The 14759-nt window shown below is 65.2% G+C and carries 11 protein-coding genes; 4 read left to right on the plus strand and 7 right to left on the minus strand.

Annotated features, from left to right (window positions below):
• Positions 1–290: 290 nt before the first annotated feature.
• The 3 genes from DI041_RS07055 to DI041_RS07065 all read right to left on the minus strand — a co-directional run bounded on the left by DI041_RS07055 (position 291) and on the right by DI041_RS07065 (position 4226).
• On the minus strand, positions 291–758 hold the full coding sequence (locus DI041_RS07055; protein ID WP_136639093.1) for a hotdog fold domain-containing protein: 468 nt from the start codon (positions 756–758) through the stop codon (positions 291–293).
• Between the two features lie 76 nt (positions 759–834).
• The gene (locus DI041_RS07060) at positions 835–3312 is read right to left on the minus strand and encodes an acyl-CoA dehydrogenase (RefSeq protein WP_136639092.1); all 2478 of its coding nucleotides are present in this window, start codon (positions 3310–3312) and stop codon (positions 835–837) included.
• The gene (locus DI041_RS07065) at positions 3309–4226 is read right to left on the minus strand and encodes an alpha/beta fold hydrolase (protein WP_046987073.1); all 918 of its coding nucleotides are present in this window, start codon (positions 4224–4226) and stop codon (positions 3309–3311) included. The genes DI041_RS07060 and DI041_RS07065 overlap by 4 nt, the downstream gene beginning before the upstream one ends.
• A 141-nt stretch (positions 4227–4367) precedes the next feature.
• On the opposite strand from DI041_RS07065, the gene DI041_RS07070 reads away from it, so the two are divergent.
• On the plus strand, positions 4368–4970 hold the full coding sequence (locus tag DI041_RS07070; protein WP_046987072.1) for a TetR/AcrR family transcriptional regulator: 603 nt from the start codon (positions 4368–4370) through the stop codon (positions 4968–4970).
• Between the two features lie 141 nt (positions 4971–5111).
• On the opposite strand, the gene DI041_RS07075 is transcribed toward DI041_RS07070, so the two are convergent.
• The 3 genes from DI041_RS07075 to hslO all read right to left on the minus strand — a co-directional run bounded on the left by DI041_RS07075 (position 5112) and on the right by hslO (position 10228).
• Entirely contained in the window at positions 5112–7988 is a 2877-nt protein-coding gene (locus DI041_RS07075; RefSeq protein ID WP_136639091.1) for a TonB-dependent receptor plug domain-containing protein, read from the minus strand.
• A 381-nt stretch (positions 7989–8369) separates the two neighbouring features.
• Positions 8370–9218, minus strand: a complete 849-nt coding sequence (locus DI041_RS07080; protein WP_046987070.1) for an XOO1806 family protein — start codon at positions 9216–9218, stop codon at positions 8370–8372.
• Between the two features lie 116 nt (positions 9219–9334).
• Entirely contained in the window at positions 9335–10228 is an 894-nt protein-coding gene (gene hslO / locus DI041_RS07085) for an Hsp33 family molecular chaperone HslO (protein WP_136639090.1), read from the minus strand.
• 77 nt (positions 10229–10305) lie between these two features.
• Between hslO and mtgA the strand changes: the two genes are divergently transcribed.
• From mtgA to DI041_RS07100, 3 genes are read left to right on the plus strand one after another with little or no spacing between them, the layout of a single operon-like run.
• Positions 10306–11055, plus strand: coding sequence for a monofunctional biosynthetic peptidoglycan transglycosylase (gene mtgA, locus DI041_RS07090; protein ID WP_136639089.1), 750 nt, complete (start codon positions 10306–10308; stop codon positions 11053–11055).
• 56 nt (positions 11056–11111) lie between these two features.
• Positions 11112–12131, plus strand: coding sequence for a glycosyltransferase family 2 protein (locus DI041_RS07095; protein ID WP_046985057.1), 1020 nt, complete (start codon positions 11112–11114; stop codon positions 12129–12131).
• Positions 12091–12522 carry a CBS domain-containing protein gene (locus DI041_RS07100; RefSeq protein WP_046985058.1) on the plus strand — a complete coding sequence of 144 codons (432 nt, stop codon included), beginning with the start codon at positions 12091–12093 and terminating at the stop codon, positions 12520–12522. Before DI041_RS07095 ends, DI041_RS07100 begins: the two co-directional genes overlap by 41 nt.
• 254 nt (positions 12523–12776) lie before the next feature.
• On the opposite strand, the gene DI041_RS07105 is transcribed toward DI041_RS07100, so the two are convergent.
• Complete coding sequence (locus tag DI041_RS07105; RefSeq protein ID WP_136639088.1) at positions 12777–14750, minus strand: AsmA family protein; 1974 nt, start codon at positions 14748–14750, stop codon at positions 12777–12779.
• Positions 14751–14759 lie beyond the last annotated feature (9 nt).

The following is a 14759-nucleotide window of genomic DNA, read 5'->3' on the forward strand; positions in this document are numbered from 1 at the left end:
CCCGACCCCTGACAGGTTCCGTGCGCGGCCAGCCCACGGAGAAGAAAAGAAGATCAAGAGCAACAGCGGGTCGCTGCGCTTGTGGGTTCTGCGTGCATGAAAAAAAGCGGCCGATGGGTCGCTTTTGCTTTTGCTCTTCTTTTTCTCTTCCGTGGGGGACGCCGCAGAGATCCGTCCGAGGCCGGAGGGGTGGGGCCGGGCGGCGTCCCCGCATGGACCCACCCCTCCGGCCCAACCGATAAACCGCTTTCGCCGTCCACCCACGAGGGGCTGCGCCGTTCGCGGGAACACTACTTCGCCGGCGACACCCACATGTCGATCACCGCGCTGAACACCTCCGTCCCCGCGCGGTCACGCACGCTCACCGTCACCGGCAGCGCATAGCCCTCGGCAGCGGCCACGATCGGCTGCGCCGGCAGCGCAACTGCCTGCAACATGCCGCGCGCCTTGGCCAGGTACTGCACCTGCATGCCCTTGGGGATCCAGCGCATGCCCTTCGGCAGCGAGGCATCGACCATCAACCCGGCGGTCAGCTCGGCCAGGTTGCACATCGCGATCGCGTGCACCGTGCCGATGTGGTTGCGCACCTTGCGCCGGTCGGCCAGCGTGCCTTCACAGCGGCCGTGCTCAAGGCGGGTGATGCGCGGCGCGATGCTGGCGAAGTAGGGCGCCTTGAAGCACACCGCGCGCGCGAACAGCCAGTTGCCGGCAGGCCATCGCTGCAGACGCTGGTAGAGGGACAGCAGGGGCGTGGACATGGTTGGAATTCCGGTCGGCAGATGAAACAACGGCGGGCCGAAGCCCGCCGTCGAAGGCAACACATGTCGCGGGCGATCAGGCTGCCTGCGAGTGCGGGTCCTTGTGCTGGCGGTCGTAGTAGCTGGCCGCGCGCAGTTCGTGGGTGTCGAAGTCGTCCACGGTGATGGTGTCCAAGGTCAGCGTACGCAGCTCTTCCAGCAGGCTGCGCTCGTCCTGGGTGATCACGCCTTCGGCCACGGCTTCGTCCAGCTGGCTGTTGAAGTCCAGCGCTTCGATGCCCTTGCTCTTCAGTGCCTTCAGGAACTTGCGCTCCACCGGCTCGGCCATGATCGCCTTGCTCAGGTAGCTGTTGATGCGGCCACCCGGGTTGTTCTCGCACGGGGTCAGGAACACGCCGCTGGCCAGACGATCACGCGCTTCGTTCGGGGCCATCAGCAGGGCGGCAACACGGCGGCTCAGGCGGTCGCCCGGAGCCTCGGCGCGACGGCCCAGCGGGAAGATCAGCGCCCACATCAGCCAGCCGATCGGACGGATCGGGAAGTTGCGCAGGGCGGCCGACAGTGACTCCTCGATCTTGTGCACGCTGTCATGGAAGGCCCAGGCCAGCAGCGGCTGGTCGGCCTGCGGTGCGCCTTCGTCGTGGTAGCGCTTGAGCATGGCGCTGGTCATGTAGACATGGCTGAGCACGTCGCCCAGGCGGCCGGACAGCGACTCCTTGAACTTCAGCTTGCCGCCCAGCGTCATCATCGAGATGTCGGCCATCAGCGCCAGGTTGGCCGAGTAACGGTCCAGCTTGCGGAAGTAACGGCGGGTGTAGGCGTCACCCGGAGCGGCACCGAAGCGCGCGCCGGTCAGGCCGAACCAGAACGAACGCACGGCATTGGAGATGCCGTAGCGGATGTGGCCGAACAGGCTGCGGTCGAAGTCCTGCAGGCCGGCACGGGTGTCCGGATCCTGCGCGGCCTTCATTTCCTTCAGCACCCACGGGTGGCAGAGGATCGCACCCTGGCCGAAGATCAGCAGGCTGCGGGTCATGATGTTGGCGCCTTCCACGGTGATCGCGATCGGCGCGGCCTGCCAGCTGCGGCCGGCGAAGTTGCGCGGCCCCAGGATGATGCCCTTGCCGCCGATCACGTCCATCATGTCCGAGATCACTTCGCGGCTCATGTTGGTGCAGTGGTACTTGGCGATCGCCGACGGCACCGACGGCACGTCGCCGCGGTCCACCGCTGCCGCCGTGGCCTGCGACAGCGCGCTGATCTTGTAGGCTTTGCCGCCGATGCGGGCCAGCGCTTCTTCCACGCCCTCGAAGCGGCCGACCGACAGGCCGAACTGCTTGCGGATGCGAGCGTAGGCACCGGTCACCGCGGCACCGGCCTTGGCACCGCCGCTGGCGGTGGAGGGCAGGGTGATCGAGCGGCCCACGGCCAGGCACTCGTTGAGCATGTTCCAACCCTTGCCGGCCATGGCAGCGCCACCGATCAGCTGGGTCAGCGGAATGAACACGTCCTTGCCGCGGATGGGGCCGTTCTGGAAGGTCGAGTTCAGCGGGAAGTGGCGACGGCCGATTTCAACGCCGGCGGTCTCGCGCGGCAGCAGGCCCAGGGTGATGCCGATGTCGCGGGTTTCACCGATCAGGCCGTCCGGATCGTACATGCGGAAGGCCAGGCCGATCAGCGAGGCAACCGGGGCCAGCGTGATGTAGCGCTTGTCGAAGGTCAGCTTGACGCCGAGCACCTGCTCGCCGTTCCACTCGCCCTTGCAGACGATGCCGTAGTCGGGAATCGAGGTGGCGTCGGAGCCGGCGAACGGACCGGTCAGGCCGAAGCAGGGCACTTCGCGGCCATCGGCCAGGCGCGGCAGGTACTGGTCCTTCTGTTCCTGGGTGCCGTAATGCACCAGCAGTTCACCCGGGCCCAGCGAGTTGGGCACGCCGACCGTGGAGCTGACCACCGAAGACACCGAGGCGAGCTTCTGGATCACCTTGTGGTGAGCCAGCGCGGAGAAGCCCAAGCCGCCATACTCCTTCGGGATGATCATGCCGAAGAACTTGTTCTTCTTGATGAAGGCCCACAGTTCCGGCGGCAGGTCGGCATGGACGTGGGTGATTTCCCAGTCGTTGACCATCTTGCACAGCTCTTCCACCGGACCATCGAGGAAGGCCTGTTCTTCGGCGGTCAGCTGCGGCTTCGGGTAGTTGAGCAGGATGTTCCAGTCCGGGTCACCGGTGAACAGCTCGCCTTCGAAACCGACCGAGCCGGTTTCCAGCGCAATGCGCTCGGTCTGCGACAGCGGCGGCAGCACCTTGCGGAACACCTTCATCATCGGGCCGGTCAGCAGCGGCTTGCGGATGAACGGCAGCAGCAGCGGCACGGCGATGACGGCCAACACAGCGGCCGCGACGATCGTGGCGGTCTGGTTGACGTAGGGAATGAACCAGCAGGCGGCCAGCAGGGCCACGCTGATCAGCGTCCAGGTAACCAGCCGCATGCGGTGGTAGGCGACGAACGCGCCTGCCAGCAGCAGGGCGAGGAAGGGAAGAACGATGCTCATGAGCGTGCTCCGGTGACGTGCTCGTTTGTGGCGGACGAAGCCGCAGCATCCGCTGCGGGCAACACGTCCAGATAGTCCAACACAGTAGCGGTAAAGGCGTTGTTGTCGTCGCCGGCAACCATATGTGTGGCCTGCGGCAGCTGTACATGGCGCGCGTGCGGCGCCAACGCCAGGAATTCGGCCACGGTCTGTGGCGTGACCAGGTCGCTGCGGCCACCGCTGACCAGCAGCAGCGGGCACTTCACCTGGCGTGCGGCTTCAGCCAGCGCGTCCTGGTGCTGTTCGCTGTCGCGGGCCAGTTCGGCTACCAGCCGCGGGTCCCAGTGCCAGCGCCAGCGGCCGTGGTCGTCCTCGCGCAGCAGCGCGCGCAGCGACTGTTCGGATTTGCGCGGGCGGTGCGGCATGTAGGCCGAGATCACGTCGGCGGCTTGGGCCAGCGAGGCGAAGCCATCGGGATGGGCGGTCATGAAGGCCAGGATGCGTTCGACCCCGGCGGTATCCCAGCGCGGGGTGATGTCGACAAGCACCATCGCCGAGAACAGGCCCGGCCAGCGCGACTCGGCCAGCAGGCCGAACAGGCCGCCCATCGATGCCGCGACCAGCACCGGCGGGCGCGGTTGCTCGCCGGCCAGCACGATCAGATCATCTGCGAACTGTTCGCCGTGATAGGGCAGGTCGGCGGCATTCCAGTCCGAATCGCCATGGCCGCGGGCATCGTAGGCCAGGGTCTGCAGGCCCGCTGCGGACAGGGCGCTGGCAGTCGCATTCCAGGCGTGCCGGGTCTGGCCGAAGCCATGCGCGAACAGCACGCGGCCACGACGACCGTGGTCACTGGCGGTGGCGGCCAGACGGGTGCCATGGGCCGCTTCCAGGCGCAGGTCATGGAACGCAGCGGGAGTCGGGGACATAACCATACTTGCTAGTATGGATTGCTTCGGAAGGAAGTCAATACTGCATCGTATGGTGCGGTGCGGGAGGCGATCTGGACGCCGCTGTGACGGTTCCGGCTGCAATCGCGTACTGCAACGAACCCCGGCGTATGGTTAAATCAGCCCATGAATCAACCTGACGCTTCTGCCGGCGAACCGCGCGCCGGCCGCAACAGCCGCCTGAGTGCCGAAGACTGGGCCCAGGCGGCCCTCGATCTGATTGCTGAACAAGGCGTGGGTGCCGTCGCGGTGGAACCGTTGGCGCGGCGCCTGGGCGTGACCAAGGGCAGTTTCTACTGGCATTTCCCATCGCGCGATGCGTTGCTGCAGGCGGCGTTGGAGCGCTGGGAACTGTTCGAACAGGAACAGGTATTCGGCAGCCTCGAAGACGTGCCGGATCCGCGCGTGCGCCTGCGCCAGCTCTTCCAGATGGTCGCCCATGAAGTGCAGCCGCACATCATCTACAGCGAACTGCTGAAGGCGCTGGACCACCCGATGGTGCGCCCGGTGATCGACCGCGTCTCGCAGCGTCGCCTGGATTATCTGATCGCTTCCTTCCGTCAGGCAGGGCTCAGTTCGACCGATGCACGCCATCGTGCGCGCCTGGCCTATGCCGCCTACGTCGGCTTCCTGCAGCTGTCGCTGCAGCTGCAGCAGCCCAAGCAGGCCCGTGAGGATTTCGAGGCGTATGTCGAACACCTGATCGACACGTTGATTCCGAACGGATAAGCGCCCTGCGATGAGGTTGCTGGAAGGCCGCAGCCCTGCTGCGGCCTTTTTTGTTGGGCGCCGGTCAGCCACCTGCCCGGTGGCACAAAGAACAACGGCCCCTTGCGGGGCCGTTGCTGCATCAGCTGATCAGTGGATCGATCAGAACTTCTGCTTGTACTGCATGTACATGAAGCGACCGATGTCGTAGCCGCCGTAGTACGAGTACTGCGAGTTCGGCGCCGAGTACATCTGCGGGCCGTAATGGTCGAACACGTTGCGTGCGCCGACCGCGATGGTCGCATTCCACGGGGCGTTCCAGGACACCTGGACATCGTGGAACATGGTCGAGCCACGCTCGTTCATTGCGCGGTCGCGCACCGGATCCGGCGAGCCGAAGTCCGGCAGGGTGCACTCAGTGCTGTAGTAGCAGCGCTCCTTGACACCCGAGAAGTAGCGGGTGCCCCAGGTGACGCCCCAGTCACCACGCTCCCAGCCCAGCACCAGGTTCGAACGCAGGCGGAAGTTGCTGCCGAAGCCGTTGAGGATCGACACCGGCACTTCCTGCGCATTGGTGGTCTTCAGCACGTTCTTGCTGACGTAGCTGTTCTGCAGGTTGGCGTTGAAGGTACCCCAGCTGCTGGTCTCGAAGCGGTAGGCCACGTCGAAGTCGAAGCCTTCGGTTTCCTGGTAACCAGCGTTGCGCGGTGCATAGGTCAGGTTGACCACGTTGTGGCGGTTCGGATCGCGGGAGAACGAGTTGCAGCGTTCAGCAATGCCGAGCACGTAGCAGTCGTTCAGCTGGTCATCCGGGCTGTCGGTGACGATGGTGTTGGTGATCTTGATGTTCCACCAGTCCAGGCTCAGGTTCAGGCCCTGGGCGAAGGTCGGGCTCCACACCAGGCCGACGGTCTTGGACTTGGACTTCTCCGGGGTCAGGTCCGGATTGGAGACCGCATTGAACGGGTCCGGCGTCTGCTCATCCGGTCCGCTGGCAGGCACATAACCCTGGCGCAGCTGACGGAAGGTGCTGGCGGTCGGGCCGATGGCGGCGGCGCAGCGAGCGGCGACGGCCGGATCGCCGGTCGAGCCGAACGACGTGTCGCACGGATCGGTGAAGTACGCGAAGGTCTGCGAACTGCCACCGTACAGATTGTCGATGGTCGGCGCGCGGAAGCCTTCAGCGTAGGTTGCACGCACCAGCAGCTGGTCGATCGGCTTCCACTTCAGACCGAACTTGTTGTTGGTGGTGTTGCCGAAGGTGTTGTACTTGGAATAACGCGTGGCCGCGTTGAAGCTCAGTTCCTTGGCACCCGGCAGGTCAGCCAGGATCGGAACATTCAGCTCCAGATACACTTCGTTGACGTTGTAGCCGCCACCGGTCGGACCTGCGGCCAGATCGGTGGAGTAACCGGTCTGCGACAGGGCGTCAGGATTGTAGGAGCCCTTGTCTTCACGGTACTCGTAGCCCAGCGCGAAGCCCAGGTCGCCAGCGGGCAGGGTGAACAGGCTGCCGGCGATGTTCGCGTAGTAAGTCTTGGTGGTGACTTCACCAGTGTTCTTGGTGGTCGGGAACAGGAACTGCTGCAGGTCCGGGTTGCCGCTCAGGCCACCGTCGCCGGTACGGCCCGCCGGAATGGCCGGATTCCACGGGATACAGCCGCCGGCACCGGAACCGTAGATCGGGTTCGAACCATCCACCAGCCCAGCTGCACTGCCGCACTCGACGCGACCGGTGGCCGGGTTGAAGAACGACGGACCGGTAGCTGCGTTGACCGCCAGCACGTTGTAGTTACCGGTCTGGGTCTGCAGGTTCTCCGAGTTCTGGTAGATGTAGCCAGCTTCCCAGTCGAAGTACTTGTCATTGAACTGGAAGCTGCCCTGCAGTGCTCCGGTGAATCGGAAGGTGGTCAGCTTGTTGGTCGACAGGCGCGGCACTTCCCAGCCACGGCGCATGAAGCCCATGTCCTTGCCGAACGGGTTGTAGTAGCTGTCAGCGTCCCACTTTGCGCCCTGCCGCGAATAGGCAGAAGACTGCAGCGGATAGCCGGCGACCTGGGCCTGCGCTTCACGACGCGTGTACAGCAGGTCGGAGACGAAACGGACGTTGTCGGTGAGGTCGTACTGGACATTGGCAAATACCGAACGCCGCTTGGTCGGCGTCAGCAGGTGCATCTGCTCGTTCGAGTTGCTGGTATCACCGGTGATGCCGGCGAAGTCCTGGTCGTGATACTGGTTGACGTCGCGGTAGTCGCCACCGCGGTTCAGGGTGAGCCAGTCATCGGTGTCCGGATCGATGATCGTGCCCCACTGGCTGACCGGGCTCCAGTTCTGTTCCGGGTGGAAGGTGGTGCGCGAGTAACGGCTGAACCAGCGATCCCTGGCCCAGACTTCCTTTTCTTCGGCGTACTCGGCACCGATGGTGACCGAGCCACGGTCACCGGTGAAGCCGGCCACGAAGTCGTAGCTGGTCTTCTGGCCGTCACCTTCGCCGTACTGGCCGACGTAGGCATTGGCCTCCAGGCCTTCGAAGTTCTTGCGGGTGATGATGTTGATCACGCCGGCGATCGCGTCGGAGCCGTAGATCGACGAAGCGCCATCCTTCAGCACGTCGATACGCTCGACGATGGCCGACGGGATCTGCGAGACGTCCTGCAGGCCGCTGACGCTGGCGCCGAGGCGCTTGCCGTCGACCAGCACCAGGGTGCGCTCGGCACCGAGATTGCGCAGGTCGATGTAGAAGCCACCGACGGCTTCACCGGAGGACAGCGGCTCGGAACGGCTGATGGCCGGGCTGCCGGCGGCTGCGATGTTCTGCAGGACGTCGGCAACCGTCTTGAAGCCGCTCTTCTCGATCGAAGCACGGCTGATGCTCAGAACGGGCTGGGCGGTTTCGGTATCGACCTGACGGATGCGCGAACCGGTGACCTCGATACGGTCGAGGTTGGTGGCTTCCTGGGCATGTGCCGTCGCGGTGGTAGCACCGGCGACAAGCGCGATCACAACTGCGTCACGCAGCTGGCTGGACTTGAGTTTCATTGGCTCTCTCTCTCCAAGAAATCTTGGCTGGGTTAATGCCCGGCGGGGGAGCGAAAAGCGCTCCCAAATCGCGAGGCTGAGCCGATAGTAGCGGGCGTTCGCCAAGAATTAAAGCTGTGTTAATCAAACCTGTGATTTTGGTAAAAATTCACTGTTTCAAGAAAAATCAAACGTTTACGTTGTATGGGATGACGAGGTGCCTCGTTTGTTAACGCAGAATGACGAAAAAATTCTCTTTTGATATGTGTCGATACGTATCAATATGTTTTCCGCAGTATCTCTGCCGCGGCGGAATTTCCTTCAGAAGATTCCAGGCGCGCACATACAACGGGCGCCTTTCGGCGCCCGGGAGAAAGTCACTGCGGTATCCGCGTAGCGGGATCAGAGATCCTGTTCGTAACGCACGTACGGCACGGTGCCGTCGTCGTTGCTCTCGTTGCGGGGCGAGAACGGATTCTTGCCGCGGCTGATCACATTCTCGGCGCCGACGGTGAGCTGGCCAGACCACGGGGTGCGCCAGGTCAGGCCGATACCCAGGCCTTCCCACTTTCCGGGCTTGCCCGGTACGTCGATGACGCGGCCGATGATGCTGCCGGTAAAGTTGCCATAGCCGGCGCCGATGCTCAGGCTTTTGCTGTCCCAGCGGTCGACGAGGGCCGGTGAGGCATCGGCCAATGGCACCAGCCGCGCCTTGGCGTAGGTACCGGCGATGGAGACGAACCCCTCGCGGCCGATGTTCTTCTGCGCGAATACAGTCAGGTCGTTCTGCTCGGCGCGCAGCGAAGGCGTCTTGTTCGGTCCTGACAGCCAGGCGGGCAGGGTTTCACGGCCGGTGCCGGCGGTGATGCCCAGTCGGCTGTTGCCACGGTTCAGCGCTGCGGTGCCGGTGAAGCGACGGCTGTTGAGGTCATCGTCATCGCCGAGGCTGGCCAGCATGCAGTGGCTGGCGAGACCGCTCATGCTGGTTCCGCTGCTGTTGCTGCAGAGCAGGCCCAGCGAGTCGCCGGACGACAGCCCGAAGGCGGCATCCAGCGAGTTGCGGCCGAAGTGCCAGCGCGCGCCGGCGGCCTGTTCGCCGGTCGGTTCAAGGTACAGCAGGGCCTCGACCTTGCCGCTGCCCTTGTTCCACACCGGTAGAACGGTGCGGGTGTCCTTGCTCTGCGCATGCACGCCCGTGATCGCGCCAAGGGCGATCAGCAGGGCCAGCGGTAGACGCAGGAAGGTACGCATCGGACCAGTTCAGACAGGGACGGACAACGGAAGTTCCCGCGAATACGGGAACTTGATCCTAGGGTGTTTATGAATTCTTAACAAGCCTTGATCCCCCCAGATGCAAGACAAGCCGTTTACTGAAGCCGTTCAGGCGCCGGTACAGTCCCCTCGGCACCGTGGAACAGTATGCCGAACTCCGTCAACGGAAAGTGATACTCCCGCCCGCAGAATTCGCAACGGACCTCGACCGCGCCACTGGCTTCGGCGGCAGCACGGGCCTCGTCCTCGCCCAGCGACTGCAGCATCGAGGCCACCCGGTCACGGGAGCATGAACAGGCGAAGGACAGCGTCTTTTCGCCCAGCAGCGCCGGCTGCTCCTCGTGGAACAGCCGGTGCAGCAGCTGCTCGGCCGGGGTGGCCAGCAGTTCGGCCTTGCCCAGGGTCTCGAACAGGGCGCTGGCGCGTGCCCAGCCATCCTCGTCGCCCTCGTCACCGGGCAGCTTCTGCAGCAGCAGGCCGGCGGCGCCGTCGCGGTCGGCGACCAGCAGCAGGCGGGTTGGCAGCTGTTCGGACTGGCGGAAGTAGTCCTCGAAGGCCTCGTCCAGTTCCGGCGCGGTCAGCCCGACCAGGCTCTGGTAGCGCTGCGGCTCGCGCGGGTCCAGTCCCGGGTTTTCAATGGTGATGGCGAGCAGGGCGTCATCGCCGAGGCTGGACAGGTCGCGCGGCGCGTCGGCGCCCTCGCTGAGCTGGGCGATGCCACGCAGGGTGCCGGCCGCCGTGCATTCGGCGAACAGGGTGCGCAGCGCAGTGCTGCTACGCAGCTGGATCGACAGGCGGCCATCGATCTTGGTGTGGCCGGTGAACAGTGCCGAGGCCACGCAGGCCTCGCCGAGCAGCTCGGCGGCGGTATCCGGGTACTGGGCGTGGGACAGGATCTCCTGCCAGGTCGCCTGCAGGCGCACATGGACGCCGCGGACGCCGGCGTCGGGCAGCAGGAAGCGGATCAGGGAATCGGGGTTGGCGGTCATCGGCTCACATCGCGCGTAAACAGGGGCGGTTGCCGGATAATGTGCCGACAACCAGACAGAAGAAGGATGCACCAGTAATGGGGGCAGCGGGAGAGCAGCACAAGGTAGAAGCGGTTGCGGTTCCGCCACGCCGTCGTCGCTGGCACTGGAAGCGCCTGCTGTGGCTGCCGGTGCTGCTGGCTGCCTTCAGTTGCCTGCAGGTGCTGGTGCTGCGCTTCATCGACCCGCCACTGTCCACGGTCATGCTGTGGCGCTATGGCGAGGCGCTGGGCGAGGGTGACTGGTCCTATCGCCTGCACTACCAATGGCGGGATATGGAGCAGATGGCGCCGAGCCTGCCGATTTCGCTGGTGGCGGCCGAGGACCAGCGCTTTCCCGAGCACAGTGGCTTCGATCTGCAGGCCATCGAGAAGGCCCGTGACCACAATGCCAAGGGCGGGCGCCTGCGCGGTGCCAGTACGATCAGCCAGCAGGTGGCCAAGAACCTGTTCCTGTGGCAGGGCCGCAGCTGGATCCGCAAGGGCCTGGAGGTCTGGTACACGGTGCTGATCGAGGCGCTCTGGCCGAAGGAGCGGATCCTGGAGATGTACGCCAACATCGCCGAGTTCGGTGATGGCGTGTACGGCGCGCAGGCGGCAGCGCAGAAATTCTGGGGCAAGGATGCAGCGCGGCTGAGCCCCGCCGAGAGTGCGCGGTTGGCGGCGGTACTGCCGGCGCCGCGACGCTACAACGCAGCGGCGCCGGGGCCGTATGTGCAGCGGCGCGCGGCGTGGATCCAGCGCCAGGCGCGGCAGTTGGGTGGAGCGTCATACCTTTCGGAGGATTGAGGCGCCCACGGGCGGATTGGCAGGCCGGGCGCCTGCTGCCAACGTACAATCCAGGCATGACACGTGAACGCCTTACTTTCGTCATCGCCGCCTACAACGAAGCCCAGGCCCTGCCTTGCCTGCATCCGCGCTTGTGTGCGGTGCTGGACGCAATGCCCGACATCGACGGCCACATCCTGTACGTGGACGATGGCAGCCACGATGGCACCTGGGAGGTGATCGCGGGCTTGGCACAGGCCGATGGGCGCGTGTCGGCGTTGAAGCTGTCGCGCAACTTCGGCAAGGAAGCGGCACTGACTGCGGGCCTGGACCTGGTGCGCGAAGGTGCGGCGATGATTCTCGATGCTGATGGACAGGATCCGCCGGAACTGGTGCCGCAGTTTGTTGAGCGCTGGCGCGAAGGCTACGACAACATCTATGGCACACGCTTGGTGCGTGATGGCGAGAACTGGATCAAACGCGCCACAGCTGCGATGTTCTACCGGGTGATCGGCCGCCTCTCGCGCACACCGATCCCCGCCGATACCGGTGATTTTCGCCTGCTCTCGGCGCGCGCGCTGAGTGCACTACGCGAAATGCGTGAGCGCCATCGCTTCATGAAAGGCCTTTTCAGCTGGGTCGGATTCAAGCGGATCGCCGTGCCCTATCACCGCCATGCGCGCGTGGCCGGATCCAGCAAGTTCAGCCTGTGGCGGCTGTGGAATTTCGCGCTGGAGGGCATCACCGGGTTCTCGACCGTTCCGCTGCGGGCGGCAACCTATATGGGCCTGGTGACGGCGGCGGTGGCCTTCGTGTTCGGCGTCTGGGTGATTGCCAAGGCGGCCCTGTACGGCGACCGGGTTGCCGGCTGGCCGACGATGATGGCGGTGATCCTGTTCCTGGGCGGCGTGCAGCTGATCGCACTCGGACTGATCGGGGAGTACCTGGGGCGGCTGTACGAGGAGTCCAAGCAGCGGCCGTTGTACCTGGTTGACGCCTGGCTAGCATCCGCCGTGGCAGACTCGGCCCTGCAACCCACCCTCGGAGGGCAGGCGGATGACGACGGTACGGCAACTGTTGGACGGCAAGTCTCCTGAAGTACATGCGGTCACGCCCGATGCGGCGGTGATCGATGCGATCCGGTTGATGGCGGAGAAGGGCATCGGTGCGGTGCTGGTGATGGACGGGCCGCGGCTGGTCGGCATCCTGTCCGAGCGCGATTACGCGCGCAAGATCGTGCTGCGCGATCGTTCGTCGCGCGATACAGCGGTGGCTGAGATCATGACGGCCAAGGTGGTGACGGTGTCACCGGGCGAGCAGGTGGAGCACTGCCTGCAACTGGTGACCGATTACCGCATCCGCCACCTGCCGGTGGTGGAGGGTGCGCAGGTACTGGGGGTGATCTCCATCGGCGACCTGGTGAAGTCGGTGATCGATGCGCAGCGGCGGGAGTTGGATCAGCTGCAGCAGTACATCGTGGCGGGATGAGTTGTTTGCTGGCGGGCCTGCGGCCCGCCGGCCCGCTTTTTGAGGCCAAAGCCAGAGCTGAGAGCAGCGCCTTCCTGATACATCTGAAGGCGGAGGGTGCGGCTGGGCAGGACACGCCGTAAACCCATTCATGGGGGCTCGATCGGCGCATGGATGCGCCGACCGAGCCTACAGGGACGTATTTACGGCTTGTCCTGCCTGTCGCCTTGCTCCGGCTCTACGCGCGGAAAAACGAGGCGCCGCGAACAACGCTTCTACTTCGCATACTGCCCCCCGCAGTCGGCGTCCTTCCCCGGCCCCAGTTCGATGGTCGCCAGCAACGCCGCTGGCGGGGCGATGCTGCCCAGCGCCAGGGCCACCGCACCACGAATCCCCAACGCCTTGAAGTCCGGGCGGAATGACGGGTCCTTGAACGTGCCACTGATGTGCAGCGGCGAGCGCAGTACCAGGATGCTCTTGTCCTTCGGGCGCGGCTTCAACAGCAGATCCAGGCTCTCGTCGCGCAGGCTGACTGTGCCTTCGCCGATGAGAATGGTGTCGGTGGTGTCCACCGCCAGCGCCTGGCTGGTCATCAGTCCGTTGCGTACGCCGAAGTCGGCGAAGGCGCAGCGCAGCTGGATCTGCTTGTCGCCGGTCACCAGGAACTTCAGCGACTCGGTGATGTCCAGGCCGGCCAGTTCCATCACCAGGTTGCCGACATGGCCGCGCCCCATCGCCAGCCCGACCTTGCCGCTGCTGCTACCCAGCATTGCAGCGATCGAATTGCCGTGGCCGCTCAGGTCCACGTTACCGCCGATGCCGCCCTTGGCCTGCTCGGCCAGCTTGGCATCAGGGAACAGCTGGCCCAGCTGTACGCCGCGCACGCTGGCCTTCAGCGCGGTGGCGATCTGCGGCTGGCGTGCGTCCATGCGGATGGTGCTGCGGATATCGCCGCCGGCCACGCCAAAGTTCAGCGGGTCCAGCCGCAGCACGCCATCATCCAGCAACAGGTGCGCATCCATGTCATCCAGCGGCAGTGACGGTGCATTGATGCGGTGGGCCTTCCAGCGGACGTCGGCATCCATCGCGCGCAGCTTGCCCAGGTTGTACGGAGTATCCGGCAGCACCCGCGCGCTGGCCGCAACGCGTGCGGCCTCGGCCTTCTGCTGCGCGTTCGCGGTTTCACCGCCGCCGGTCTTCGGTGGCGCACCGACGAAACCGGCCAGGTCGTCGAAGTCCAGGCGCTTGGATTCCAGTGTGGCAGTCAGCCGCGGCCGTGCGCCGCCCACCTCGAACTGCAGGTTGCCGCCGAGGTCGCTGTCGCCGACCTTGCCGGTGAACTGCTCATAGCGCCAGACGTTGTGATCGCGCTTGAGGCGACCGTCCAGTGCATACGGTGGCGACGGTGGAATGGCGATACCCAGCAGTGGATAGAGATCAGCCAGATCCTCGCCGCTGAGCGCAAACTGCAGGTCGAATACGCGCAGCTGGAAGGGATTGGTCAGCGTACCGGTGGCCACAGCATGGGTGGCGCCGGCGCGGCCATCGAGGTGGATGCGGAACGGATGATCGCTGTCGGTCAGCTGCAGTGGCGACTCGGTACCGCCACGCAGGGTGAATGGATTGCCCCGCCAGCGACCCTTGCCCTGCACCAGCAGCGGTGGTGCGGCGTCGGCCTGCTTCGGCTGGCCGCTGCGCACATCCACACGGATGTCGGTGCGGCCCAGAGCGTCGAGGAACTGCAGGCGCCCGTCATCGATGCGCAGGCGCTTGAGCTGCGGGCTGGTCCCGCCGGAGCGGTCCCCGAGGAAATCCCAGTTGCCTGGTTCATCCTTGCGCGGGGCGGTTTCCAGCAGTACATCCGGCCGGGTCAGGCGCACCTCGGGCAGTTGCACGCTGCCGCGCAGCAGGGGCCACACCCGCACATCGATCTCGATGCGGTCGGCCGTGGCCATCTCCGGCTGCTTCGACCAGCTTGCATTGGCGAAGGTGATCGCATCGGCGCGGATCGTGCTGGTGCGGCCGAGGTCGACATCCAGGTGGCCGATGTGCAGCACACGGCCGGTGCGCGCCTGCACGGCGCGCTCGACCGGGCCCTTGAACCAGTTCCAGTCCCACAGCGCGATCAGCAGCAGGATCGCGGCCAGCACGAAGACCAGCACGGCCAACCAGCGCTGGCCGCGCGGGCCTGGGCGGCGGAAACGCCAGCGGGATGCGCGTGGCGCGGCAGGGGAGGGGGCAGCATTCACGCTGCCATG

The organism is Stenotrophomonas maltophilia, from assembly GCF_004920835.1.
Taxonomy (GTDB): domain Bacteria; phylum Pseudomonadota; class Gammaproteobacteria; order Xanthomonadales; family Xanthomonadaceae; genus Stenotrophomonas; species Stenotrophomonas maltophilia_AQ.

Bases quoted from the DNA above. Each gene is read 5' to 3' on its own strand.
- DI041_RS07055 (WP_136639093.1), bottom strand. From the start codon at position 758: ATGTCCACGCCCCTGCTGTCCCTCTACCAGCGTCTGCAGCGATGGCCT.
- DI041_RS07060 (WP_136639092.1), bottom strand. From the start codon at position 3,312: ATGAGCATCGTTCTTCCCTTCCTCGCCCTGCTGCTGGCAGGCGCGTTC.
- DI041_RS07065 (WP_046987073.1), bottom strand. From the start codon at position 4,226: ATGGTTATGTCCCCGACTCCCGCTGCGTTCCATGACCTGCGCCTGGAA.
- DI041_RS07070 (WP_046987072.1), top strand. From the start codon at position 4,368: ATGAATCAACCTGACGCTTCTGCCGGCGAACCGCGCGCCGGCCGCAAC.
- DI041_RS07075 (WP_136639091.1), bottom strand. From the start codon at position 7,988: ATGAAACTCAAGTCCAGCCAGCTGCGTGACGCAGTTGTGATCGCGCTT.
- DI041_RS07080 (WP_046987070.1), bottom strand. From the start codon at position 9,218: ATGCGTACCTTCCTGCGTCTACCGCTGGCCCTGCTGATCGCCCTTGGC.
- hslO (WP_136639090.1), bottom strand. From the start codon at position 10,228: ATGACCGCCAACCCCGATTCCCTGATCCGCTTCCTGCTGCCCGACGCC.
- mtgA (WP_136639089.1), top strand. From the start codon at position 10,306: ATGGGGGCAGCGGGAGAGCAGCACAAGGTAGAAGCGGTTGCGGTTCCG.
- DI041_RS07095 (WP_046985057.1), top strand. From the start codon at position 11,112: ATGACACGTGAACGCCTTACTTTCGTCATCGCCGCCTACAACGAAGCC.
- DI041_RS07100 (WP_046985058.1), top strand. From the start codon at position 12,091: ATGACGACGGTACGGCAACTGTTGGACGGCAAGTCTCCTGAAGTACAT.